At 70.3% G+C, this 22,665-nt stretch carries 23 protein-coding genes; 12 read left to right on the top strand and 11 right to left on the bottom strand.

What is annotated here, in order from left to right; genetic code table 11:
- The first annotated feature begins 5 nt into the window (after positions 1-5).
- Positions 6-1,589: an acyl-CoA carboxylase subunit beta gene (locus ABZS40_RS02505; protein WP_354941108.1), complete on the top strand. Its 1,584-nt coding sequence runs from the start codon at positions 6-8 to the stop codon at positions 1,587-1,589.
- Between the two features lie 225 nt (positions 1,590-1,814).
- Here ABZS40_RS02505 and ABZS40_RS02500 read toward each other — a convergent pair whose 3' ends face one another.
- The 4 genes from ABZS40_RS02500 to ABZS40_RS02485 form a co-directional block, all read right to left on the bottom strand.
- Complete coding sequence (locus ABZS40_RS02500) at positions 1,815-2,675, bottom strand: hypothetical protein (protein WP_354941105.1); 861 nt, start codon at positions 2,673-2,675, stop codon at positions 1,815-1,817.
- Positions 2,668-3,168, bottom strand: coding sequence for a SigE family RNA polymerase sigma factor (locus ABZS40_RS02495; protein WP_354941102.1), 501 nt, complete (start codon positions 3,166-3,168; stop codon positions 2,668-2,670). The genes ABZS40_RS02500 and ABZS40_RS02495 overlap by 8 nt, the downstream gene beginning before the upstream one ends.
- 61 nt (positions 3,169-3,229) lie before the next feature.
- A complete protein-coding gene (locus tag ABZS40_RS02490; protein ID WP_354941099.1) occupies positions 3,230-4,213 on the bottom strand; it encodes a 2-dehydropantoate 2-reductase N-terminal domain-containing protein in 984 nt (327 codons plus the stop codon).
- 39 nt (positions 4,214-4,252) lie between these two features.
- Positions 4,253-4,999, bottom strand: a complete 747-nt coding sequence (locus ABZS40_RS02485) for a M50 family metallopeptidase (RefSeq protein ID WP_354941096.1) — start codon at positions 4,997-4,999, stop codon at positions 4,253-4,255.
- 102 nt (positions 5,000-5,101) lie between these two features.
- Here ABZS40_RS02485 and ABZS40_RS02480 point away from each other — a divergent pair, with 102 nt between their 5' ends.
- The gene (locus tag ABZS40_RS02480) at positions 5,102-5,653 is read left to right on the top strand and encodes a Uma2 family endonuclease (RefSeq protein WP_354941093.1); all 552 of its coding nucleotides are present in this window, start codon (positions 5,102-5,104) and stop codon (positions 5,651-5,653) included.
- Positions 5,654-5,779: 126 nt separating this feature from the next.
- Entirely contained in the window at positions 5,780-6,532 is a 753-nt protein-coding gene (locus ABZS40_RS02475) for a GH25 family lysozyme (RefSeq protein WP_091394392.1), read from the top strand.
- Between the two features lie 83 nt (positions 6,533-6,615).
- Here ABZS40_RS02475 and ABZS40_RS02470 read toward each other — a convergent pair whose 3' ends face one another.
- Both ABZS40_RS02470 and ABZS40_RS02465 read right to left on the bottom strand, forming a co-directional pair.
- A complete protein-coding gene (locus ABZS40_RS02470) occupies positions 6,616-6,840 on the bottom strand; it encodes a hypothetical protein (RefSeq protein ID WP_354941090.1) in 225 nt (74 codons plus the stop codon).
- Between the two features lie 65 nt (positions 6,841-6,905).
- A complete protein-coding gene (locus tag ABZS40_RS02465; protein WP_354941087.1) occupies positions 6,906-8,927 on the bottom strand; it encodes a protein kinase in 2,022 nt (673 codons plus the stop codon).
- A gap of 90 nt (positions 8,928-9,017) precedes the next feature.
- On the opposite strand from ABZS40_RS02465, the gene ABZS40_RS02460 reads away from it, so the two are divergent.
- From ABZS40_RS02460 to ABZS40_RS02440, 5 genes are all read left to right on the top strand, one after another.
- Positions 9,018-9,212, top strand: a complete 195-nt coding sequence (locus tag ABZS40_RS02460) for an acyl-CoA carboxylase subunit epsilon (RefSeq protein WP_354941084.1) — start codon at positions 9,018-9,020, stop codon at positions 9,210-9,212.
- Between the two features lie 91 nt (positions 9,213-9,303).
- Positions 9,304-9,762 carry a hypothetical protein gene (locus ABZS40_RS02455; protein WP_124858015.1) on the top strand — a complete coding sequence of 153 codons (459 nt, stop codon included), beginning with the start codon at positions 9,304-9,306 and terminating at the stop codon, positions 9,760-9,762.
- Between the two features lie 1,438 nt (positions 9,763-11,200).
- Positions 11,201-12,304 carry a type VII secretion-associated serine protease mycosin gene (gene mycP / locus ABZS40_RS02450; protein WP_354941584.1) on the top strand — a complete coding sequence of 368 codons (1,104 nt, stop codon included), beginning with the start codon at positions 11,201-11,203 and terminating at the stop codon, positions 12,302-12,304.
- 193 nt (positions 12,305-12,497) lie between these two features.
- A complete protein-coding gene (locus ABZS40_RS02445; RefSeq protein WP_354941081.1) occupies positions 12,498-13,166 on the top strand; it encodes a Maf family protein in 669 nt (222 codons plus the stop codon).
- Positions 13,163-13,816, top strand: a complete 654-nt coding sequence (locus ABZS40_RS02440) for an O-methyltransferase (RefSeq protein WP_354941078.1) — start codon at positions 13,163-13,165, stop codon at positions 13,814-13,816. The genes ABZS40_RS02445 and ABZS40_RS02440 overlap by 4 nt, the downstream gene beginning before the upstream one ends.
- Positions 13,817-13,924: 108 nt before the next feature.
- On the opposite strand, the gene ABZS40_RS02435 is transcribed toward ABZS40_RS02440, so the two are convergent.
- The 3 genes from ABZS40_RS02435 to ABZS40_RS02425 all read right to left on the bottom strand — a co-directional run bounded on the left by ABZS40_RS02435 (position 13,925) and on the right by ABZS40_RS02425 (position 16,391).
- A complete protein-coding gene (locus tag ABZS40_RS02435) occupies positions 13,925-14,680 on the bottom strand; it encodes an ABC transporter permease (protein WP_266303685.1) in 756 nt (251 codons plus the stop codon).
- An 18-nt stretch (positions 14,681-14,698) separates the two neighbouring features.
- Positions 14,699-15,658 (bottom strand): ATP-binding cassette domain-containing protein, encoded by a 960-nt coding sequence (locus ABZS40_RS02430; protein WP_354941075.1) that lies wholly within the window; start codon positions 15,656-15,658, stop codon positions 14,699-14,701.
- A 121-nt stretch (positions 15,659-15,779) separates the two neighbouring features.
- Positions 15,780-16,391 (bottom strand): PadR family transcriptional regulator, encoded by a 612-nt coding sequence (locus tag ABZS40_RS02425; RefSeq protein WP_354941582.1) that lies wholly within the window; start codon positions 16,389-16,391, stop codon positions 15,780-15,782.
- A 150-nt stretch (positions 16,392-16,541) separates the two neighbouring features.
- Here ABZS40_RS02425 and ABZS40_RS02420 point away from each other — a divergent pair, with 150 nt between their 5' ends.
- Complete coding sequence (locus tag ABZS40_RS02420; protein ID WP_354941072.1) at positions 16,542-18,293, top strand: biotin carboxylase N-terminal domain-containing protein; 1,752 nt, start codon at positions 16,542-16,544, stop codon at positions 18,291-18,293.
- Between the two features lie 16 nt (positions 18,294-18,309).
- On the opposite strand, the gene ABZS40_RS02415 is transcribed toward ABZS40_RS02420, so the two are convergent.
- A complete protein-coding gene (locus ABZS40_RS02415; RefSeq protein ID WP_354941069.1) occupies positions 18,310-19,203 on the bottom strand; it encodes a LysR family transcriptional regulator ArgP in 894 nt (297 codons plus the stop codon).
- Between the two features lie 70 nt (positions 19,204-19,273).
- Between ABZS40_RS02415 and ABZS40_RS02410 the strand changes: the two genes are divergently transcribed.
- Positions 19,274-19,870, top strand: a complete 597-nt coding sequence (locus ABZS40_RS02410) for a LysE/ArgO family amino acid transporter (protein ID WP_354941066.1) — start codon at positions 19,274-19,276, stop codon at positions 19,868-19,870.
- Positions 19,871-19,983: 113 nt separating this feature from the next.
- Positions 19,984-21,423 (top strand): GuaB1 family IMP dehydrogenase-related protein, encoded by a 1,440-nt coding sequence (locus tag ABZS40_RS02405; RefSeq protein WP_354941063.1) that lies wholly within the window; start codon positions 19,984-19,986, stop codon positions 21,421-21,423.
- 147 nt (positions 21,424-21,570) lie between these two features.
- On the opposite strand, the gene ABZS40_RS02400 is transcribed toward ABZS40_RS02405, so the two are convergent.
- Complete coding sequence (locus tag ABZS40_RS02400) at positions 21,571-22,131, bottom strand: TetR/AcrR family transcriptional regulator (protein WP_354941060.1); 561 nt, start codon at positions 22,129-22,131, stop codon at positions 21,571-21,573.
- An 83-nt stretch (positions 22,132-22,214) separates the two neighbouring features.
- Between ABZS40_RS02400 and ABZS40_RS02395 the strand changes: the two genes are divergently transcribed.
- Entirely contained in the window at positions 22,215-22,661 is a 447-nt protein-coding gene (locus ABZS40_RS02395) for a DoxX family membrane protein (protein WP_354941057.1), read from the top strand.
- Positions 22,662-22,665 lie beyond the last annotated feature (4 nt).

Below are 22,665 nucleotides of genomic sequence, written 5' to 3'. Positions count from 1 at the left end.
CCTGGGTGACTACCGAGACCGGGACCAACATCCACAGCACCGCGGGCAAGCTGGCGGACCTGGAGCGCCGGGTCGACGAGGCGGTGCACGCCGGGTCGGCTCGCGCCGTGGAGAAGCAGCATGCACGCGGCAAGAAGACCGCCCGCGAGCGGATCGAGATGCTCCTCGACGAGGGCTCCTTCGTCGAACTCGACGAACTGGCCCGGCACCGGTCCACGGCCTTCGGCCTGGAGCGGAACCGCCCGTACGGCGACGGCGTGGTCACCGGCTACGGCACGGTGGACGGCCGGCAGGTGTGCGTCTTCGCCCAGGACTTCACGGTCTTCGGTGGCTCGCTCGGCGAGGTCTTCGGTCAGAAGATCGTCAAGGTGATGGACCTGGCCATGAAGATCGGCTGCCCGGTGGTCGGCATCAACGACTCCGGCGGCGCGCGCATCCAGGAGGGCGTCGTCTCGCTCGGCCTCTACGGCGAGATCTTCTTCCGCAACGTGCGGGCCTCCGGCGTCATCCCGCAGATCTCACTGGTGATGGGGCCCTGTGCCGGCGGCGCGGTCTACTCCCCGGCGGTCACCGACTTCACCGTGATGGTCGACAAGACCTCGCACATGTTCATCACCGGCCCGGACGTGATCAAGACGGTGACCGGCGAGGACGTCGGCATGGAGGAGCTGGGCGGCGCGCGTACGCACAACTCCCGCAGCGGCAACGCGCACTACCTCGCCAGCGACGAGGAGGACGCTGTCGACTACGTCAAGGCGCTGCTGTCGTACCTGCCGTCGAACAACCTCGACGAGCCGGTCGTCGTCGACGCCCCCGCCGAGCTGGCGATCAGCGACGAGGACCGGGAGTTGGACACCCTGATCCCGGACTCGGCCAACCAGCCGTACGACATGCACACCGTCCTCGAACACGTCCTCGACGACGGGGAGTTCCTGGAGGTCCAGCCGCTCTACGCGCAGAACATCGTGGTCGGCTACGGCCGGGTCGAGGGGCGACCGGTCGGTGTGGTGGCCAACCAGCCGATGCACTTCGCCGGCACCCTGGACATCGCCGCCTCGGAGAAGGCCGCCCGGTTCGTTCGCACCTGCGACGCGTTCAACATCCCGGTGCTCACCTTCGTGGACGTGCCCGGCTTCCTGCCCGGCACCGGTCAGGAGTGGGACGGCATCATCCGCCGGGGCGCCAAGCTCATCTACGCGTACGCCGAGGCGACCGTCCCCAAGGTCACCGTGATCACCCGCAAGGCGTACGGCGGGGCGTACGACGTGATGGGCTCCAAGCACCTCGGCGCGGACCTGAACTTCGCCTGGCCGACCGCTCAGATCGCGGTCATGGGCGCACAGGGCGCGGTGAACATCCTCTACCGGTCCGAGCTGGCCGGCGCCGAGGACCCGGCGGCGGTCCGGGCCGAGAAGGTCGCCGAGTACGAGGACACCCTGGCCAACCCGTACGTGGCCGCCGAGCGCGGGTACATCGACTCGGTGATCGCTCCGCACGAGACGCGGACGCAGATCGTGCGGGCGCTGCGCGTCCTGCGCACCAAGCGGGAAACCCTGCCGCCCAAGAAGCACGGCAACATCCCGCTCTGAGCGCTGCCTGGCCCGCCCGCCCTGCGTCTTGTCCGCGCCTGGTCCCCGCAACATCGGGGATGTTGCTGCCTCAGGGCGGCGTGAGGCAGCAACATCCCGATGTTGTGCGGATCATGGCCGCCAAGCGGGGCCTCGCCGCGCGGACCGGGTCTTCGCCGCGCGGGCGGGCCTCGCCGCGCGGACCGGCCTCGCCGCGCGGGCAGGCGTTCGCCGCGCGGGCGGAGGTCAGCAGGGCGGGTTGGCGGCGGCACACATCCGGGCCGCGGCCTCCACGGCGAGCTGCATGAGTTCCGCCTCGGTGCCCCCCGTCCAGGGGCGGAGCACCGAGACGCTGTCGCCGACCCGGACGACCGCCAGCAGGATGGGCGACGGATCGTCGGCGAGCGCCTGCCCGGTCTGCACGTCCCGGGGGGCGCTGAGCGAGTCCCGCAGGATGGCGGCATCGTCCCCGGCGAAGCCCCGCTGCACCACCGACCACCGGTGGACCGCCTCCATCGTGCGGATGCCCTCTGCCGTCTTCACCGGCCCGACGCTGCGCCACTCGGCGCAGGGTGCGACCAGTTCGTCCAGCTCGGCGAAGAGCTGCGTGGCTGCTTCGGGCACCATCCGAAAGAGATCCTGCGTGAACACGCCCTTACTTCGCGTGGCAACGCTCGGAGACTGCTTGTGCACCAGGGTCTGCGAGCGGGACAGGATGGACATCTTTCGGCCGTCCGAGCGCCCCTGGCTCGTCCGACAGTAGTCGAGCTGGTAATCCAGTTGGACCGGCTCACCGAGCCCGGACTGGCTGAGCTGCACGTCGACCTGCTGCGGCAGGTCAGCCGGCTGCAACAGGGCGTCGGTGCTGATCTCGTGCCGGGTCGGCGAGGCGGAGGGCGCGGCGGCCGGCGGGACCGGCGGCGCGGACCTCCTCGGGGCGGCGACCGCCACGGCGGAGACCCCGGCGAGAGCCAGCGCGACGGTGGCCACCACGATCCTGCGCTGGCCACGGCGGCGGGCCCGGAAGCGGATCTCCTCCGGGGCGAGCCAGCGCACGTCCCGCAGGTCTCGCTGAATCTGTTCGACGAACGTCGGGTCGTCACGCATCGGTTGCCTCCTCCAGGTCAGAGACGGCGAGCAGACCGGCGAGCGCGGCACGCCCCCGGGAGAGTCGAGCCTTGACCGTGCCCACCGGGGCCGCGGTCTCCCGCGCCACGTCGGCGACCGGCATGCCCATCAGGTAGTAGAGGGCGAGCGCGACGCGTTGTTCCTCGGGCAGGAGACGCAGCGCGGCGACCACCTCGACGGTGTCGGTGCCCGGCCCGGGAACCGTCTCGGTCGCACCGTGCCGCAGGTAGGCGCGGGTCCGGCTGCGCAGACTGCGCCACCGGCTGACCGCGATCCGGCTGGCCACCACCCGCAGCCACGCCTCCGGGTCGTCGTACCCGCTGACCGTTGACCAGCGCTGCCACGCCCGGATGTACGCCTCCTGGACGGCGTCCTGCGCCTCGCCCCGATCGCCGGTGAGGGCGTAGACGAACCCGAGGAGCCGTTGCCGACTCCCCCGGTAGAACTCGTCGAACCCGTCGACGTCCGGCACCCGCTACCTCCCCGTGTCGGTCGCTGGGAACACGCACCGGCAAGGGCCGTTGGTTGCCCCGTCAGGCGATCGACTTTTCCAGCTCGGTGAGCGGGAACGCGCCGGCCCCGATCCGCTCCCGGACTGCCCGGCGTACGGCCCGCTGCACGGCGACGTTGACCGGTGTGGGCACGCCGTGCAACCGGCCGAGCAGCGCAATCTCGCCGTTGAGGTGGTCGACCTCGGTCGAGCCGGTGCCCCGGGCCAGGCTCTGCCAGGTGGAGCCGCCGGAGCGGGCCTCGCCGTCGACCGGGCGCTGCCCGACCAGGTCGCCGCGTTCAGCCTTCTCCTCCTCCGGCGAGGTGTGCGCGATGCCGGCGGCGGCGAGCGCGGCGACGCCCTCCGCGCGTACCCGCTCGACCAGCGCGTCCGGGATGTCCCGGCCGAGCAGCGCCTGGAGTCCGTTGCCGAGGTTGCTGAGCAGCTTGCCGTACTTCCAGCGCAGCACGTCGGTGCGGACCGGTGCGACGAAGCCGGCGGCGGTCAGGTCGGCGGCGATCGCCCGATCGGTGTCGTCGGCGCCTCCGGGGTACCGCCCGATGTGGAGCATCCCGGGATGCGGGTACCCGTTGGCGACCACCACACCCGGGTCCAGGTGCGTGGCCGGCAGCCAGACGCAGACCGGGTGCACGTCGGCGAAGAGGCGCAGCGCGGCCCGCTCGTTGGCCACCCCGTTCTGCGCTGTCACCAGCGGCAGACGTTCGCCAGCCGTGCCGCCGCCGACCACCGGTGCGTCCACCCAGGCGGCAAGCGCGCCGGCGGTGTCCTGCGACTTCACGGTGAGGATCAGCACGGTGTCCGCAGGCAGCGGCTGGTCGGTGGGCCGGTCCACCGCCGCGAGCCGGGCGGTGACAGCACCGTCGGGCTGCCGCAGTGTCAGACCCCGCGCGCGGATCGCGTCCAGGTGGGCACCGCGGGCCACCACTGTCACGTCGCGGTCGGCGTCAGCCAGTCGTACGCCGATGGTCCCGCCCACCGCACCCGCCCCGATGATCACGTATCGCATGGCCCCATTCTGCCCGCCCGTGCGCCTTCCGCTCGCCGGTCAGCCGGTGGTCAGGCCGGCGTCGGTGAGGATCGGGCCGGCGAGCAGGAGCGCGCCGGCGATCAGCGCCGCCAGGTTGACGAGGGCGAAGACGCCAACCCAGAAGAGCGGCGGGAACGGGGTGAGCCCGGCGAGTTGGTCGGCGTCGGAGGCGGGCATCCGGCCCCGGGAGCGCAGCCGTTGCAGCTCGACCACCGGCCGTACCCCACCGAGCAGCAGAAACCACACCCCGGTGTACGCGAAGGCGGCCTGGACCTGCGGCGTCGCGTACCAGGAGACGGCGAACACCAGCGCCCCGGTGACCAGCACCGACACCACGCCGAAGGCGTTGCGGATCATCACGAGCATGGCCAGCAGCAGCGCCACGGCCACCCAGAGCAGCAGGGTGATCCGGTTACCACCGAGCAGCCAGGCGCCGGCCAGCCCGACCAGCGGCGGTGCGACATATCCGGCGAGCAGGGTGAGGATCATGCCCGGCCCGGTGGGGCGGCCGGCGGAGAGCGTCAGCCCGGACGTGTCCGAGTGCAACCGGATGCCGTGCAGCTTGCGGCCGGTGAGCAGGGCGACCAGGGCGTGCCCACCCTCGTGCGCGATGGTGATGGCGTTACGGGCGATCCGCCATGGCAGCCGGGTGGAGACCACCACCAGCGCGACGGCCCCGGTGATCAGCACCAGCAGCGCGGGCGGGTCCGGCTGCGCGCCGAACAGCGTGTCCCACAGGTCGCCCAGCCCGTCGATCGACATCATGGGGCGCGAGCCTACCGGCGGCGTTCCGTGTCGCTCCCGAGGCACCGGCTCGTATCCTGTGAGACTCGAGCAGGTCAGTTCCGAAGCGGAAGGCGGACGCAGGTGAGCGCAGCCCCCTTGGAGCCGCACGTCGGCCTGTGGACCGAGGCCGACTATTTCGCCCTGGGCGAGACGCCCGACCGGATCGAGCTGCTCGACGGGAGCCTGCTGGTGAGCCCTGCCCCGAGCCGACGGCACCAACGGGTGTCGCGTCGACTGGCGAACAGCATTGAGGCAGCAGCAGAGCCTCGCGGTCTCCTGGTCTATGACGCGATCAACGTCCGGCTCGGCGTCGACCGGGTCGTCATTCCGGATCTCGTCGTCACCGACGCCGACGACGACGGCACCTACCTCGACTCAGACCGGGTGTCTCTCGTCGGTGAGGTCGTCTCGCCGGGCAACGCCGCCGCCGACCGCCTGCTCAAGATGCAGCTCTACGCCATTGCGCGAATCCCCTGGCATCTGCTGGTCGAGCAGGACGGTGACGGCCACTCGTTGCGGCTGTTCCGGCTGGACGGTGAGCACTACGTCGAGGATCAGGTGGCAAAGCCCGGCGAGACGCTGAGCGTCGTCGAGCCGTTCCGTTGGCAGCTCGACCCGGCCGCGCTGCGCTGATCCGTTCCACTCCGGCCAGAGGGCCTTCAACGCCCGTCTATGAAGCTTTTTTCCGGTCACCCTTGTGATCTAGGGTACTTACCTCCAAAGATGGATGTCGATAGAGCGACGTCCTTGGAGGCACTCATGGCCCGTACCCGATCATCGCTGCGCCGCGCGCTCGCGGCCGGCCTCACCGTCCTCGCCACCGCGGCGGCGGCCCTGGTCGCGACCGCCGGACCGGCGGCCGCCGCCACCACACCCGGTGTCGACGTGTCCCGCTACCAGGGCACCATCAACTGGACCAGCGTCCGCAACGCGGGCATCCAGTTCGCCTTCATCAAGGCGACCGAGGGCACCAGCTACAAGGACCCGAACTTCAACGCCAACTACGTCAACTCGTACAACGCCGGGGTGATCCGCGGGGCGTACCACTTCGCCCGCCCGAACATCTCCGCCGGCTCCACCCAGGCCAACTACCTGGCCTCCAACGGCGGCGCCTGGTCTGCTGACAGCCGCACCCTGCCGGCCGCGCTGGACATCGAGGGCAACCCGTACGCCGGTGGCTACTGCTACGGGCTCAGCACGACCGGGATGCGCAACTGGGTGCAGGACTTCCTGAACACCTACCGCTCCCGCACCGGCCGGTACGCGGTCATCTACACCACCACGAGCTGGTGGAACCAGTGCACCGGCAGCTGGACCGGCCCGTGGGCGAACCACCCGCTCTGGCTGGCCCGCTGGTCGAGCACGCCCGGCGCCCTGCCGGCGGGCGCGTCGGTGTGGAGCTTCTGGCAGTACACCAGCACCGGCGCGGTCTCCGGGATCAGCGGCAACGTGGACCGCAACTACTGGAACGGCGACAGGAGCCGCCTGATCGCGTTGGCCAACAACACCTGACCGGGCCGTTGGCGGCAGCGGGATCGACGGTCACCATCACGGTCGACAATCGGTCCGGCTGCCGCCACACCACCGGGTACAGGTCAAGCCCGCCGCCGGCTCAGGGCCGGCACCACAGCATCCTCACGAGCCAGCGCGCCCCTGCGTGTCAACCGCCAGGCAGCGCCAAAGCCGGCAACGATCACGACGCCGAGCAGTGCGACGAGCACCGAAACCCCCGCGCTGACCAGCAGCAGGATCGCGTCGCCGAGCGCCACGAGCATCCACAGTGCCAGTCGGGGCCGAGCGTCCCTCCGTCGGTAACCCATGTCGTGCCTCCATCCGTCGTCTAAGGTCAATTACCCAGGACGACGCAAGGTCATGCGAATGAGTTTCAGTCCTGACGGTCGGGCACGAAGCCCTTGGCGATGCGGTCGAAGTTCGGCAGGTTGGCCTGCCAGTCCTTCTCCGGGATCTCCCACCGCAGCGCGTAACCACGGTTGCTGGCCGTCACGAACCCGCGGTTACGGACGTGGATCCTGGTGTTGTCGCGGGTCTCCAGCCACTCCCAGTCCGCGCAGGTCTTCCAGAAGGTGCAGCGCTCGATGTTCAGGTACTGATAGTTCTTGACTTCGTTCTTGCGCCCGCCCTCGATGCTCTTCCAGTCGGCGTATGCGTCCTTCTTCGGCGTGGAGGTCCACTGGACGAGCAACTCCCCCGGCCCGTTGGACTCGTCGAAGACGACAGTGTTCTGACCAGCGTCGCGGCGCACCCAGCCATCGGGTATCGGCAGGGCGAAGCCGGCGGGGTCCTTGTGCAGCTTCCAGCCAGCCGGCAGCGCGTTCGGGTCGACCGAGGGCGTGGCCGACGGCGTCGCACTGGGGGCACCGCTGGTGGGTGGCGGTGGCGCGGCAGCGGAGGTCGGCGCGGCCCCCGAGGTCGCGGCGGCACCGGTCGGGTTGGCCTGCGGGGTCTTGTCGTCGTCAGTTGTCAGCATCGGCACGACTACCACGAGGCCGATCAGCAGCAGCGCGACCACGGCACCGATCAGCAGGTTACGTCGGGTGTTGTTCGGCTTGGTGCCATCCGAGAGCGGCACCGCCGCGCGGCCGGCCGGAGTCACCGGCGGCATGAGCGACGTCGGGGTGGTCGGCTTGCGCTGCTCCGGAGCCACCGGCGGACCGTCGACGACAGTCGGCTCGTCGTCGACGTTCGTCGTACCGTCGCCGCTCGTGACGGGCGCGGCCGTGACCTTCGCGGTCGGCTCGGCATCGGACGGGTCGGCATCGGACGGACGGTCGATCGTGGCGGTCGGCTCGGCCAGCGCCGCTGCGGTCGGCTCGACCGGCACGATCGCGGTCGGGTCGGCGACCGCACCGGAGGAGACGACGGCCGTCGGCGTGGCATCGGCGGCGGGGGTCGCGGCGGCAGCGGAGGTCGCGGCGGAGGTGGTCGCGGCGGAGGCCAGCGGCGGCGACACCGGCCGGTCGACACTCTCGGCCGGTCGCGGGGCCGGCACCACCGGCAGGCGCGGCTCACGCGGACCGTTCGGCCCCGGCCGGCGTACACCATCAAGCAGTGAGATGCCGCGCGACCGCTTGCCGCCGGCGCGGCGCAGCAACCGCTCCGCCACCTCGGCGGTGATCCGCTCGTTCGGGTCCTTGCGCAGCAGCCCGTTGAGCACGGCCTTGAGCGGACCGGCGTTCTTGGGCGGTGGAATCGGCTCGGTGGCCAACGCGGCCAGGGTGCCGATCGCCGACGGCCGGGCGTACGGCGACTTGCCCTCGACCGCCGCGTAGAGCGTCGCGCCCAGCGACCACAGGTCGGCCTCCGGCCCGGCCGTGCCGTCCCGAGCCCGCTCCGGCGAGATGTACGCCGGTGAGCCGAGCACCATGCCGGTGCGGGTCACATTGGGGTCGCCGGGGATCGTGGCGAGACCGAAATCGGTCAGCACCACCCGGCCATCGTCGCCGAGCAACACGTTGCCGGGCTTCACATCGCGGTGCATGACACCCGCCTTGTGCGCGGCGCTGAGCGCGCCCAGCACGCCCAGGCCGATCTCCACAGTGCGGGCCACCGACACGGGGCCGTCCTCGGCGAGCGTGTCCTGCAACGACTTCGACGCCACGTACTCCATGACGATCCACGGATCGCCGTCGGTGCGCAGCACGTCGAAGATGCGGACGACGTTGGCGTTGTTGAGCCGGGCGATGGCCCGCGCCTCCCGCAACGAGCGCTCGCGCATCTCGCGGCGCTCCTCATCGGTGAGACCGGGCGGCGGCACCAACTCCTTGATGGCGACGTCCCGATGGAGCACCTCGTCGCGCGCCTTCCACACCCGGCCCATGCCGCCCTGGCCGAGCGGCGACAGCAGCCGGTATCGGTCAGCGACGAGTTGGGGCAGCGCGTTCGACATCGGTGAGACGGTACCCGGACCCGCTGACGCTCACACCGCCGGCACGCCACTGTGCGCTTCCCGTAACTTCGCGCCGCGTACCCTGGCGGCATGTCTGCCGAAGAGCCGCTGTTCCGGGTCGTCCGCGGCGTGCCCACCGCCGAGGAGTTGGCCGCTCTGGTGGGGGCGATCATCATCCGCTCCCGTCCGACCGCCGCCCCCGCGCAGCCGACCGCGTCCGCCTGGGCGCGCAGTGGTCGACCGGGCAACTCCCGTGGGTGGCGCGCCGCCGGCCTGCCCCGCTGACCTTGAGACCCGCCGTACGGGGGCTGTCAGGGTGGCGTTGAGCCGTTAACCTCACTCAGGGAAGCGGTGCCGTTACGGGTAGGGAGGATCCATGATCCCCGAAGAGGACCGGCCAGCACCCTGGCTGCGCGGCTACGGCGGCATCGAAGCCGACATCAGCCAGCTTAGAGAGTTCGCCGACCGGCTCGCCGCCGAGGTCGAGAGCAACTACGCGCCGCACCTGTCGTACATCGCCGAAGACATGTCCGCGAAGCTGCCCAACCCGTGCGACGCCTTCATCGAGCTGGTCACGTTCCTGCACGCGCACCACGAGACGCAGCAGGCCACCGCCGACATGGTGTACGCCGTCCGAGGCGCCACCGGCCACCTGGCCGCCGCCGCCGATCAGGTCGCCACCCACTACGCCGACAGCGACGCCTTCACCGCCGCCCGAGTGGTGGACGTGCAACGCGCCCTCGCCAACCCTTTGAACATGCTGCCCGGCGGCCCCACGTCGATGCTGACCGACCCGACCGGTCCCGACGCCGAAGGGCCGGTGGTGCTGCCGTGATCGAACGGGGCACCGGCCGCACCTCCGGCCTCACCGACTGGCACCTCATGGACGTCCACAGCATGTGGGCCTGCCTCCAGGACCACGACACCGCCAACCACTGGAAACAGGTCGCCGGCTGGCGCAAGGTCTGCGACCTGGCGCAAATTCACCTCGGCCGCCTCCAGCAGTACCGACGCGGACTCGCCGAGGCATGGCCCCCCGAAACCAGCGCCGCCTCCCGCACGTACCTCGCCGAACTCGACGAACTCATCGACAAGGTGCAGCGCACCCACGACGCTGCCGCCGCGAACTACACCGCGCTGTCCGCCGCAACCCAGGCCATCGGCACCACCCGCGCCGCACTCCGCAAGATCTATGAGGAGTACGCGACCAAGTTCCAGCAGCAGCAGGCGTACAAGTCGATGGTCGCGGACCCGAAAGCGGTAATGGGCAACCGGGCCACCACGCCGCCTGTTGCCGACGGCGAACTGGAACGCCTCAACGTGCAGGCCCGATCCATGATGTTCAACCTGAGCGGCGAACTCCAACAAGCCCAAGCAACCCTCCAAAAACCACCCGTGACGCCTAGGGCGAACCCCGGGATCGATCAGAGCGAGGCGAATGTTTACGGGGGAGCTTCCGCTGCCCCTGTAATTCCTCCAATAATAGCGGTACCCCTCTCAAGATCCCCTACAATCCGCCCGAGGGCTTCCGCAACTCAAGGCTGGCCAATAACAAACCCTGGCGTCGGACCAGTTCTTGGCGGAACAGGCAACGTAATCACTCCCGGTTCCACAGTCCCTGTCCCGCCAATCGGAGCTACGCCGCCAGCGGTATCCGGTCCAACACCTGGAGTCGGGATGCCGCCCCTACCGCCTGCCAGCTCCGCACGTGGTGATGCTTCTGAGGCGCGGCGTTTGCTGCCCCACCCAACGACCCCCCCGGCCAGCGCCCCGGGCTCCACGAGTAAACCTGCGGCACAACCGCGTCCAATGCCTCCTGGTGGCCTAATCGGCGGAGTGCCCGCGATGGGATTTGGCTCACCCGCAGCTGGCGCCAGCACACCGCGCCGCATTAATCCGGTGGGCGGTGTAATAGGTGGCGGCGGCGCCGGAACAGGGCCCACTGGCGGCGCAGGATCTCGCCCTGGAGGCGGCCGAGGCTTGAGCCCGCTTCAACAAACTCCGCCCTTCGGCTTCGGCTCCAGCATCGGTCACGGCGCCGGCCAAAACCCAGGTGGCGCAGCATCTCCACAGCCTGGCTTTCGGATAGGTCCAGACGCGGAAAGGCGCCGCTGGGACCCTGACAACCCCTGGGCGACAGACGAAGGCGTCGCCCCAATCGTTCGACCACCGAATGATGAAGGCCCCATCGACCCCGGCCCAGCAATTGGCATAGACCGTTGACCCTGCGGGTGTCCGGAGTGCTGCTGGCCAGCCTCAGCCTCACATTCACATTGCTTCCAGCTCCGACGTCAGCTCAGAACAATCCTGGACCGAAGGATGTCGAGCGGATACGCAAGGATCAGTGGCACCTGGATTATCTAAAGGTAAACGAAGCTCAAAGGTTAAGCAAAGGCATGGCCGTGATTGTGGCCGTCCCGGACACCGGCGTCACGCCGCACCCCGACCTTCGCGATAATCTCCTAACCGGCACCGACATCGTCCCTCCCGACGGGGGCGACGGTTGGCAGGACGAAGACAGCCATGGCACCGGAATGGCCGGGCTAATCGCTGCCCACGGACAGTCCGGAAATCTTGGCGCCCTCGGCATCGCCCCAGAAGCCAAAATCCTACCAATCCGAACTAGCCGAACAGATCAAGACGGCGACAGCGACAACCTTGCGACTGGGATTGAGTTTGCTGTCGCCAAAGGCGCTTCGGTTATCAGCATCTCTTCCGTCGCAGGGCCAAATAGTCGACTCAAACGAGCCATTGAGATGGCAATGCAGGCGAATGTCGTCGTGGTTGCAGGGGTAGGCAATGGACCTCGGGACAAATATGTTAGCTTTCCGGCAGCCTATCCGGGGGTGATCTCCGTAGGCGGCGTAGATCAAAACGGAAACCATGCCAGCTTTTCGGTATCTGGGCCGGAGATTGACGTGGTTGCTCCCGCCGTCGACATTTACAGCACGAGTCTCGACGGCAAGTACCGCAAAGGCACTGGCACCTCCGACGCGACGGCGATCGTTGCGGGCGCGGCTGCGTTGATCAGGTCCAAGTACCCCTACCTGCCGGCCCGCGAGGTGGCGCACCGGCTCACGGCTACCGCCGTCGACAAGGGCCCTCCTGGGCGTGATGACGAGTACGGCTACGGGGTCATCGATCTTGTGGCGGCGCTGACGGCAGACGTACCGCCGCTCGGGTTTGAATCGGTGAGCGCTCCGGCCGGTGCTGACTCGACCACGACGGCCGGCGCTCAGCCGGGTGATGAGAGTGATAGCGCGACTGCGCGCGGCCTGGCCACTCTAGGGGTGCTCGTGGCTGCCGGGGTTGGGTGGGCCGTGATAGCGCGGCGACGTCGACGCGGTGATGATCCGCCACCCAGAATCAGTCGCTGAACGATCACCAAGCGGTGATCCACTCGACTTTCAGGAAATCGTGGTGTCCCAGCGCCCGGGATAGCGCGTTTTTCTGGAAGTCGAGTGGATCAAGGGCGCTCGGCCCGGCCGGGCCACCGACGCAGCGGTCGGGCGGTGGGTGCTGGGGCGGGGTGTCGGTCTTGGTGGGGGGATGGGCGGTAACGTCGGGCTGGTGTCTGAGACTTTGCCGCTCCGCCTCGTGCTCGCTTCGGCGAGCCCTGCCCGTCGAAAGTTGCTCCAGGCTGCTGGCATCGAGCCGGAGGTGCTGGTCAGCGGGGTGGACGAATCCCTGGTGGTGACCGAGCGGGCCGAGGAGTTGTGCCTGGAGTTGGCTCGCCTGAAGGCGCAGGCGGTGTTGACCCGGCTGAACCCGAGCGCCGATCAGCGGACGTTGGTGATCGGCTGTGACTCGGTGCTCGCCTTCGACGGGGAGATTCTCGGCAAGCCGGCGGATGCGGCCGACGCGACCCGGCGGTGGCTGCGGATGCGGGGGCGCAGCGGCGTTCTGCACAGCGGGCACTGCCTGGTCGACGTTGCCGCAGGGCGGCGCGCGGAGGCTGTCGCGTCGACCACGGTCCACTTCGCTGACATCAGTGACGACGAGATCGCCGCTTACGTTGCCACGGGTGAGCCGCTGGCGGTGGCCGGCGCGTTCACGATCGACGGGCTGGGCGGGCCGTTCGTGGAACGGATCGAGGGTGACCCGGGGACTGTGGTCGGGCTGTCGATGCCGCTGCTGCGCCGGCTCCTCGCCGAGTTGGATCTGCGGATCACCGACCTGTGGACGACTGTCGCGCCGGGCGGCCAAACGGTCGAGCCGCTCGGTAACGTCCGGTCATGACCACCAAGTCGATCCCGCTCACCAATGAGCTGCACGCCTATCTGGTCGCACACGGCTCCCCGCCGGACGAGATCATCCGTGACCTGGCCGACGAGACCCGGTCGGTGCTGCCGGAGCACGCCACCATGCAGGTGGCTCCGGAGCAGGCCGCGTTCCTGACGTTCCTCACCCGGCTGCTCGGCGTGCGGCAGGCCGTCGAGGTCGGCACGTTCACCGGGCTTTCGTCGCTGGCGATCGCCCGCGGGTTGCCCGAGGGTGGGCGACTGACCTGCTTCGACATCTCGGAAGAGTTCACCGGCATCGCCCGGCGCTACTGGGCGCGGGCCGGGGTGCAGGATTCGATCGACCTGCGCATCGGCCCGGCCGCGGACGGGCTGCGGGAGTTGCCGCACGAGCGGCACCTGGACTTCGCGTTCATCGACGCGGACAAGACCGGCTACCCGATCTACTGGGCGGAGTTGGTGCCCCGGATGCGTCCGGGTGGGGTGATCGCCGTCGACAACGTCTTGCGTGGTGGGCGGGTCATCGCCCCGCAGGACGCTGGTGACCGGGCCATCGCCGCGTTCAACGACGAGGTCCTCGCCGACGTGCGGGTGGACCCGGTGATGCTGCCGATCGCGGACGGCCTGACCCTCGCCCGGGTCCGCTGACCGCCGACAACCGCTGACCGCCGACCGCCGACCGCCGACCGCCGAACACGATGGTGGGGTGTCCCCACCAGGGGACACCCCACCATCAAGGAACAGCGAAAGCCGGCGTCAGCGAACGCTGCGGGCGAACTGGCGTGCGGCCCAGTAGACGCCCAGCGCGGCGAGGACCGCGGTGATGCTGAGGCCCTGCCAGACCTTGTCGCTGCCCAGGTCACCGGCGAACAGTGCCCGGGTGCCGTCGACGGCCCAGGAGAACGGGTTCCAGTTGGCGACGCCCTGCAACCAGCCGGGTGCGAAGGTCAGCGGCAGCAGGATGCCGGAGAGCAGCAGCACCGGCTGCGCCACTGTGTTCATCAGCGGGGCCAGCGCGTCCTCGCTCTTGACCTTGAGGGCGACGCCGTAGGAGACGGCCGAGGTCATGAGGGCGATCAGGGCGAGCATCAGGTACGCCAGCAGCAGGTCCCCGATGAACACGCGCAGGTCGAAGATGAGCGCCAGCAGCGTGATGATGACGGCCTGCACCAGGAGCGAGACCACGTCGCGCAGCGAGCGACCGAGCAGCAGGGCGAGGCGGCTGATCGGGGTGACCCGGGAGCGTTCGATGACGCCGGCTCGCAGCTCGGCGATCAGGCCGAAGCCCTGGAACAGGCCACCGAAGATGGCCAGCAGCACCAGCAGACCCGGTACGAAGATCTTGTAGGCGGCCGCCTGGGTGGGCGCGTTCAGTGCGGGCTTGAGCAGCGGGGCGAAGAGCAGTAGGTACATGACCGGCTGGAACACGCCGACGAAGACCCAGACCGGGTTGCGTAGCAGGAGTTGGATCTGGCGCTGGAAGATCAGCCACGTGTCACGGGCGAATTTCATGAGAGTGGTCTCCGGTGGTCAGGACTCGCGCAGCGAGCGGCCGGTCTTGGTGAGGAAGACGTCGTCCAGGCTGGGTCGGTGCAGCTCGATCGAGCGCAGCTCCAGCCCGGCGTGGTCGAGTCGGCGCAGCACCTGCGGGATGGCGGTGGCGCCCTCGTCGACGTAGAGGCGCAGGCCGCCCTCGTCGACCGTCTCCAGCTTGTTGACGTACGGCTCGCCGTCGAGCGTCTGGGCGGCCTGCGGGGTGGCTGCCAGGTCGAGACCGACCAGCACCACGTCGCCGGAGATCTCCCGCTTGAGCTCGGTCGGCGTGCCCTCGGCCACCACCTCGCCGTTGTCCATGATCGCGATCCGGTCGCAGAGCGCGTCGGCCTCGTCCAGGTAGTGGGTGGTGATGAAGACGGTCATCCCGTCGGCGCGGAGCCGCCGGATCTCGTCCCACATGTGGGCGCGGCTCTGCGGGTCGAGGCCGGTGGTCGGCTCATCCAGGAAGACGATCTTCGGCTCGTGGATGATGCCGAGGGCGATCTCCACCCGGCGACGCTGGCCGCCGGAGTAGGTCTTGCACTTGCGGTCGGCGTACTCGGTGAGCTGGAAGGCGTCCAGCGCGCGGGCGGCGCGCCGTTGCGCGTCAACCTTGTTGATGCCGTACATCCGCGCGTGCAGCACCAGTTCCTCGCGGGCGGTGGACTCGTCCCAGGTGCTGCCGCCCTGCGGGACGTACCCGATGCGGCGGCGCACCTCGGCCGGGTCCTTGCGCAGGTCGGCGCCCGCGATGGTGGCCTCGCCGCCGTCCGGCTCGATCAGCGTGGCGAGCATCCGCAGCGTGGTGGTCTTGCCGGCGCCGTTCGGGCCGAGGAAGCCGAAGATCTCGCCCTTGGCAACGTCAAGGTCGACGCCCCGCACGGCGTCCACCGTCTTCGTCTCTCGACCCGCGCGGGAGCGGAACGACTTCCGCAGCCCCCTGGTCTCGATCATTTCTGCTCCTGGTCGTTCGGGCCGGTCGGGCCGGCCGTCGAGTGGGACGACGCCGGACGGCGCACTCCCCCGCTGTGCCGTCAGCAGGCTAACGCGATATAGCTTTTTTAGTCAACGTTGATTATTCCGCGTTGGTGTCGGACGGCTCCACGCCGTCCCTCCACCCCGACCAACCCTGCGCTTCATCCAGCTCAGCAGGTAGGTACGACACTCCGGAATCGATCCGCTCGGCGATCCGCTCGCACCAGGTCATCTCCGCCTCCGCCCGCGCCGACCACAGCTCGAACATCCAGCCCACGTGCGCCGGCTTGCGGTTGCGCACCCAGTCCGACTCCAGCGAGGCGCGCATCGACTCGACGCCGGCGCGCAGCAGGTTGGCCCGGTTACGCAGGGCGGCGGCCGCCTCAGCGCGAGGCATGGCCGGCAGGAAGGAGAAGGCCGCCACGAACGGGTCGGCAGGCTCGCTGATGGTCCACCAGGAGTTGCGCAGCAACGTCTCGAACTCGTCCTCCCCCTTGACTGTCACCTCGTACGTGGTGCGCGCCGGACGGGCGCCGACCTGCTCGGTCGCGACGGCACGGAGCAGCCCTTCCTCGGTGAGCTTGCGCAGGGCGTGATAGATCGATCCGGGCTGTACGTTCGCCCACTTGTCGGCGCTCCAGCTCAGCAGCTCGCGGCGCACGTCGTAGCCGTGCACGGGCTGCATCCACCGCACCAGACCGAGAATCATCATCCGAGTCGAAGACACCCGACAAGCGTAATAGACAAGTTTGACTAAGCCGTGGCGGGTGCAGTGTGGCATCCCACACTGAGCGATCGTTAGGGCCGCCGTGGGCGGCCGATACACTCCCCGTCAGTAACCTGCCCGGGAGGAGCCACGAAGGTGCGCAAGGTACTCATCGCCAACCGCGGCGAGATCGCCGTCCGGGTGATCCGCGCGTGCCGCGACGCTGGCCTGGGCAGCGTCGCCGTGTACGCGGACTCCGACCGCGACGCCCTGCACGCCACCCTCGCGGACGAGGCCTACGCCCTCGGCGGGGACAGCGCGACCGAGACCTACCTGCGCATCGACAAGCTGCTCGACGTCGCCGCTCGGGCCGGCGCCGACGCCGTACACCCTGGTTATGGCTTCCTCAGTGAAAATGCCGACTTCGCCCAGGCCGTCATCGACGCCGGGCTGACCTGGATCGGCCCCACCCCGCAGGCGATCCGCGACCTGGGCGACAAGGTCACCGCCCGGCACATCGCCCAGCGGGCCGGCGCACCGTTGGTCCCCGGCACCCCGGACCCGGTGGCCAGCCCGGACGAGGTGATGGCGTTCGCCGTCGACCACGGCCTGCCGGTCGCCATCAAGGCCGCCTTCGGTGGCGGCGGGCGCGGCCTCAAGGTCGCCCGCACGATGGAGGAGATCCCCCAGCTGTTCGAGTCGGCCACCCGGGAGGCGGTCGCGGCGTTCGGTCGGGGCGAGTGCTTCGTCGAGCGGTACCTCGACCAGCCCCGGCACGTCGAGGCGCAGGTCCTCGCCGACCAGCACGGCAACGTGATCGTGGTGGGCACCCGGGACTGCTCCTTGCAGCGACGTCACCAGAAGCTCGTCGAGGAGGCGCCCGCGCCGTTCCTCACCGACGCCCAGCGCGCGCAGATCCACCAGAGCGCCAAGGCGATCTGCCGCGAAGCCGGCTACCACGGCGCCGGCACCGTGGAATACCTGGTCGGCGTCGACGGCACCATCTCCTTCCTGGAGGTCAACACCCGCCTCCAGGTCGAGCACCCGGTCACCGAGGAGACCGCCGGCATCGACCTGGTCCGCGAGCAGTTCCGGATCGCCGACGGCGAGAAGCTGCGGATCACCGAGGACCCGACGCCGCGCGGGCACGCGATCGAGTTCCGGATCAACGGTGAGGACCCGGGCCGTAACTTCCTGCCCGCCCCCGGCACTGTCACAGCGCTGCGCCTGCCCAGCGGGCCGGGTGTGCGGGTCGACACCGGCATCTCGGCCGGCGACGTGATCGGCGGCAACTTCGACTCACTGCTGGCCAAGGTCATCATCGTGGGTGAGACGCGGACCGAGGCGCTGGAGCGCGCCCGCCGCGCGCTGGACGAGATGGTCCTGGACGGGATGGCCACCGCGCTGCCGTTCCACCGGCTCGTCGTGCGGGACGAGGCGTTCACCGCCGAGCCGTTCACAGTGCACACCCGGTGGATCGAGACCGAGTTCCACAACACGGTGCCGCCGTTCACCGCCGCCGCCGGCGCCGCCGAGGCGCCGGCCGAACGCGACACCGTCGTGGTCGAGGTGGGCGGCAAGCGCCTCGAGGTCAGCCTCCCCGCCGGCTTCGGCGGGAGTACGACCACAGCGGCGCCCGCCTCCCGCAAGCCGACTCGGCGCGGCGGCGGCGCCAAGGCCGGTGCCCCGGTCGGCGGCGACGCGCTCACCTCGCCGATGCAGGGCACCATCGTCAAGATCGCGGTGGCGGACGGCGACACAGTGGCCGAGGGGGACCTGGTCGTGGTGCTGGAGGCGATGAAGATGGAGCAGCCGCTGCACGCGCACAAGGCGGGTACGGTCAGCGGTCTCAGCGCCGAGGTCGGCGCCGTGATCACCGCCGGTGCGCCCATCTGCACCATCGCCTGAGCCGCCCGGCGGGCGGTCAGCGCAGGGCCTCGCTGGCGACCGCGCGGACGGCGGCGGTCAGGGCGTTCAGCACGTCCGACTCCAGCCGCCAGTGCTGCCAGTACAGCGGGACGTCGAGGTGTCGGCCCGGCGCGAGGTCGACACAGCGACCGGCGGTCAGGTCGGCCCGGGCGATCTGTTCCAGCACCAGGCCCCAGCCCAATCCGAGCCGGATCGCCTCGCTGAACGCCGGAATCGACGGTACGTAGTGCACGGGCGGGTCGAGCAGCCGACCGGTCACCGACCGGATGAAGCGGTGTTGCACCCGGTCCTTCCGGTCGAAGACGATCAGCGGCGCGCTCGCCAGCGCGGAGGCGGTGAATCCGCCGGCGAAGTGGGACGTCGCGAATTCCGGGGTGGCGAGCGCGTGGTAGCGCATGGCCCCGAGCCGCAGCACCCGGCAGCCCTGCACGGCCTCGCGCTGGGCGGTGACCGCCGCCGTCACCGAACCGTCGCGGAGCAGCTCGGCGGTGTGGTCCTGATCGTCCTGCCGTAGGTCGAACGAGAGCCCGGCCCGCTGCGGCAACCGGGCCAGTGCGGCGGGAAACCAGGTGGCCAGCGAGTCCGCGTTGACCACCACGGCGACCCGGATCCGGCCGCCGCCGGCCAGCGGGCCACGGGCGTCGGCCAGCGCCTCCCGTTCGAGCAGCGTGAGCTGGCCGGCCAGGCGCAGCAGCGGGCGGCCGGCGTCGGTTGCCACGCACGGACGAGCGCGGCGGACCAGCACCTGGCCGACGGTCTCCTCCAGCGCCTTGATGCGTTGGCTCACCGCCGACGGCGTGACGTGCAGCAGCCGGGCCGCCGCGTCGAAGCTGCCCTCCGCCACCACCGCAGCGAGGGTCCTCAGCTGCGCCGAGTCGAGACCATCCATTAGCTGAGCTTAAGTTGCGTCAAAATCTTTAGTTGGACTGGTGGCCGTCGACCGCCCTAGCGTCGACTCCGTGCTCACCTCCGCCGTCTCCGGCTTCTCGATCTCCATCGCGCTCATCGTCGCCATCGGCGCCCAGAACGCCTTCGTCCTGCGTCAGGGCCTGCGACGCGAGCACGTCGTACCCGTGGTGCTGACCTGCGCCGCGTCGGACGCGCTGCTGATCATGGCGGGGGTGGCCGGGGTTGGTTCGTTGGTGACCGGCCGACCGGGTCTGCTGATGGCGATCCGTTGGGGCGGCGCGGCCTTCCTGCTCTGCTACGCGGGGCTCGCCGCCCGCCGCGCCCTACGTCCCGGCGCTCTGCTACCCACCGAGCGGCCGCCGGCCACGTTGGGGGCGACCCTGCTCGCCTGCGCCGCCTTCACCTACCTGAACCCGCACGTCTACCTGGACACCGTCCTGCTCCTCGGCAGCGTGGCCCAACAACACCCGCACCGGTGGGTCTTCGGCGCCGGCGCCGTCCTGGCCAGCGTGGTCTGGTTCACCGCGCTCGGCGTCGGCGCGCAGCGCCTCGCGCCGATGCTCGCCCGCGCCACGGCCTGGCGGGTGCTGGACGCGGTCATCGCCGTCGTGATGGCCGGGCTCGCCGTGGCGCTCCTGCTGGGCTGACCGGCTCCCGCGGCGAGCACCGACGACGCCGCCGGAACCAGGCCCAACGACGATGCGAGTGTTTTGCGCGACCACCGGCGGTGGAACTGGCCGCGAGCGGGAATGATTGTCGAGTGCGGTTCCTTCACGGCGCGGCTCCCGCGCACGACCTGACCTATACCGACGTCTTCATGGCGCCGGCCCGCTCCGACCTGGGCTCCCGGCTCGACGTCGACCTCTCCACCGGCGACGGCACCGGCACCACCATTCCGTTGGTGGTGTCGAACATGACAGCTGTCGCCGGACGGCGGATGGCGGAGACGGTGGCCCGCCGGGGTGCCATCACGGTGATTCCGCAGGACATTCCGATCGAGGTGGTGGCGAATGTCGTCGCCTGGGTCAAGCAGCGCCACCTGGTCTACGACACGCCCATCACGCTGGGCCCGACCGAGACCGTGGGCGACGCCATCCACCTGCTGCCCAAGCGCTCGCACGGTGCGGTGATCGTGGTCGACGACGCCGGCCGGCCGATGGGTGTGGTCACCGAGGCGGACACCACGGGCGTGGACCGCTTCGCGCAGCTGCGTCACGTGATGTCCACCGAGCTGCACACCGTCCCGGCGGACGCGGATCCGCGTACCGGCTTCGACCTGCTCTCGGCGGGCCGCCGCCGACTCGCACCGGTGGTGGACGCCGAGGGTCGGCTGGTCGGGGTGCTGACCCGACAGGGCGCGTTGCGCGCCACCCTCTACACGCCGGCCGTGGACGACCGGGGCCGGCTGCGGATCGCGGCGGCCGTCGGGATCAACGGGGACGTGACCGGCAAGGCCTCGGCGCTGCTGGAGGCGGGGGTGGACACGTTGGTCGTGGACACCGCGCACGGCCACCAGGCACGGATGATCGCCGCACTTCAGGCGGTCCGGAAGCTGGGCCCGGGGGTGCCGGTGGCGGCCGGCAACGTGGTCACCGCCGAGGGCGTACGCGACCTGGTGGAGGCGGGGGCGGACATCATCAAGGTCGGCGTCGGCCCCGGCGCGATGTGCACCACCCGGATGATGACCGGCGTGGGTCGACCGCAGTTCTCCGCCGTGCTCGACTGCGCGGCCGCCGCCCGCCAACTGGGCCGGCACGTGTGGGCCGACGGCGGGGTGCGGCACCCCCGGGACGTGGCGCTCGCGCTCGCCGCCGGCGCGTCGAACGTGATGATCGGCTCCTGGTTCGCCGGCACCTACGAGTCCCCCGGTGACCTCTACACCGACGCGGACGGCCGGCGGTACAAGGAGAGCTTCGGGATGGCCTCGGCTCGGGCGGTCAGCGCCCGAACCGCCGACGACAGCCCGTACGACAGGGCCCGCAAGGCGGTCTTCGAGGAGGGCATCTCCTCGGCCCGGATGCACCTGGACCCGGCCCGCCCCGGTGTAGAGGACCTGATCGACGAGATCATCGCGGGGGTACGCAGCGCCTTCACCTACGCCGGCGCACGGGACCTGACCCAGTTCCACGAGCGGGCCATCGTCGGCGTGCAGAGCGCCGCCGGCTTCACCGAAGGAATGCCCCTCCCCACCAGCTGGTAACCCCCACCCCGCCCCTCCCACCCACCTCACCCCCCTCGTTGATCATGAAGTTGTTGCCTCCCACGTCGGCGTGTCATGGCAATGACTTCATGATCAACCGGGGAGGGCCGTGGGGCCTGGGGCCCGGGGGGCGGTGAGGGCTTGGTTCTAGGTTGACAGGCGGCGCAGCACGGCGCGGGCTGCCTCGCGGGGGTTGTCGCCCACCCGGTCGGGCAGCGCGCCGGCCAGCCAGAGGGTGGCGAAGCCGTGCGCGATCGACCAGGCCGCGAGCGAGTCCCGGTCGGTGTCGGCGGGCGCGCCGCCGGTGGGTAGCGCCGCCACCCCCGAGCGGAGCGCGGCGCCGGCCCGGCCCCGCGCCGCGATCACCTCGGCGTCGTCGGCCCGGTAGAGCTCCGGCCGGAACATCACCTCGAAGTACGCCCGGTGCGTGACGGCGAAATCGACGTACGCGACACCGGCCTCCAACAGGTCGTCATCCGCCTCGGTCAACGTCTGGGCCAGCAGGTCGAAGCCCTGCGCGGCGAGCGCGGTGAGCAGGCCCGCCTTGTCGCCGAAGTGGTGTGCGGGCGCGGCGTGCGAGACACCGGCCCGTCGGGCCAGGTCGCGCAGGCTCAGCGCGGCGGGCCCGACCTCCCCGACGGCCTCCAGCGCCGCGGCGAGCAGGGCGCGACGCAGGTCGCCGTGGTGGTAGGCGCGAGTGTCGGTCATGTGTGAATCCTATCTTGCCATTGACAAGATTCGCCAAGGGCGCGCAATCTTGCCGATGACAAGTTTTCCTGAGGAGGATTCCGGTGGCACCCCTGATCGCCCTGATCGTCGGCACCGCGCTGGCCCGTCTCGCCGGCCTGGCCGGCATCTCCGCACTGGACGGCTGGCACCCCGCGCTGCGCGTCGGGCTGGCCGTGATGTTCACGCTGACCGCCGTCGCGCACTTCGTCGGGCAGCGCCGCGCCGATTTGATCGCGATGGTCCCGCCCCGACTGCCCCGACCTGACCTGTTTGTCACCATCACCGGCGTGCTGGAACTGGTCGGCGCGGTCGGCCTGCTGGTGCCGGCGACCGCCCGGGTCGCGGCGGCCGGGCTCGGCCTGCTCATGCTCGCCATGTTCCCGGCCAACATCTCGGCCGCCCGTCGCGAACTGACCCTCGCCGGCCGCCCGGTCACCCCGCTGGCGCGGCGCGCCGCCCTACAGATCGTGTTCGTGGCCACCGCTGCGGCAATTTCGTTTGGCCCCTGACTAT

Origin of the sequence: Micromonospora sp. NPDC005324 (assembly GCF_040607155.1) — a bacterium.
GTDB classification, from domain to species: domain Bacteria; phylum Actinomycetota; class Actinomycetes; order Mycobacteriales; family Micromonosporaceae; genus Micromonospora; species Micromonospora trifolii.
Note: the sequence above shows the minus strand (reverse complement) of the source record. Positions and strands in the feature narration are given on the sequence as shown.